The sequence below is a fragment of the Plesiomonas sp. genome, assembly GCF_051650925.1.
Taxonomy (GTDB): Bacteria; Pseudomonadota; Gammaproteobacteria; order Enterobacterales; family CAMTGL01; genus Plesiomonas.
Map to the genome: position 1 here is coordinate 1 of NZ_JBOFRH010000167.1, position 1,327 is coordinate 1,327.

Sequence of the window (1,327 nt, forward strand, 5' to 3'; positions counted from 1 at the left end):
CAGTGAGTCGTCATCCTAGAGGATGTTGTTATGAATTATGAAGTTCGGCGGTGCCGTAAAACTGAGTTGATTATAGGATTGTGTGCGAGTTAATCAAATCGGACGCCAAGTAGCCTTTTATGTGACTGATAAAAACCAACAGTCACATATTGAGTGATAATTCATCAATTAATATTGCGAAATGTGATCAAGGTAAAATCTATTGTTGAATAAATGATCAATTGTGATCTTTGTCGATAGCAATTGGCATAAAAAAATGAATAAAAAATAAACATTTTAGATGATAAAAATGTGATCTGTATCAACAAAAATGGCTAAATTGAGTTTAGAGACTGGCGGAGGCAAAAAGTGAATATTTGCCTTATTAGCAAGGCAGTAACGCAGATACTGTTATGGTATAACAACCACTCACTCAATAACTCATTGTTATAAAGAGAGAATTTTTCATGCGATTACTGAGGCTTGTCATGTTGTTAATTATTTGTTTTAAAAGGCGGTTTTTCGCTATTTTGTGAACAGAGCGTAAGATTTTCCAGTATTTGTGTGATGAGCGCGATTTGCGCCGGGCATCAACGCCGCTAAAAGCTATCAGTAACCATGTCGCTAACGAGTGTTACGGGTTCACGTTCATCAGACCAAGCGGATAGGGCGCACTGTCTATGCACAGCATGAAGAATGCTTATATAGCTATATAGACAGTACGCACAATAAGTCCACTTACTGCCGCGAGTAACCAAGGCAACCAACCGCAGCCTGAGTTGCGGCGGCTGAGCGGTGGCGGTTAGTCCATCAAGGCTGCAAATTGTTCAGCAACTTCGATTTTACAGGCTAACTCCGCTTGGCCGGCACCGTTACCGGAGGCGTATTGCAGACGTTTGGCGGTACAAACCTTATCGCTGTATGTGTTGTAGCTATTCAGCGCATCTTGCAATGCAGCGCTGGCACCTTTCGCGCCGGCACTCAGACCTTCCAACTCTTGCATCGCGGCGGTCTGTTTTACCATGGTCGCATGGACTTTTTTCTGCGCCGCATCGAGGCGCGCAGTCAGGCAGTCAGTCACTTGCTGGTGATTTTGACCACTGGTGGTGCATTCACTCAGCGGATTGGCCAGCAGTGGGCTGCTGATCAGCAAAGCACAGGAAAACAGAATCGCGTTGCGCATGGGGTCACTCCTCTTTGGCTATGGGTGCCAACTTTCCATTTAATACAGTGAGTAAATCCTGAGGTGCTAGTTCGATGTCCAGTCCGCGTTTACCACCGGAGACGAGGATCGAAGAAAATGCGTCGGCGCCTTGATCCAGCAGGGTCGGCAGCAGCTTCTTTTGTC

1 protein-coding gene and 1 pseudogene are annotated in these 1,327 nt (G+C 45.3%); both read right to left on the reverse strand.

The annotated features are described in order from the left end of the window. Positions 1-781: 781 nt before the first annotated feature. Complete coding sequence (locus ACRC27_RS03855; protein WP_010862044.1) at positions 782-1,162, reverse strand: lysozyme inhibitor LprI family protein; 381 nt, start codon at positions 1,160-1,162, stop codon at positions 782-784. A gap of 4 nt (positions 1,163-1,166) precedes the next feature. Continuing rightward, a pseudogene (locus ACRC27_RS03860) lies at positions 1,167-1,327 on the reverse strand (Cys-tRNA(Pro) deacylase); the annotation flags it as partial.

Bases quoted from the DNA above. Each gene is read 5' to 3' on its own strand.
- ACRC27_RS03855 (WP_010862044.1), bottom strand. From the start codon at position 1,162: ATGCGCAACGCGATTCTGTTTTCCTGTGCTTTGCTGATCAGCAGCCCA.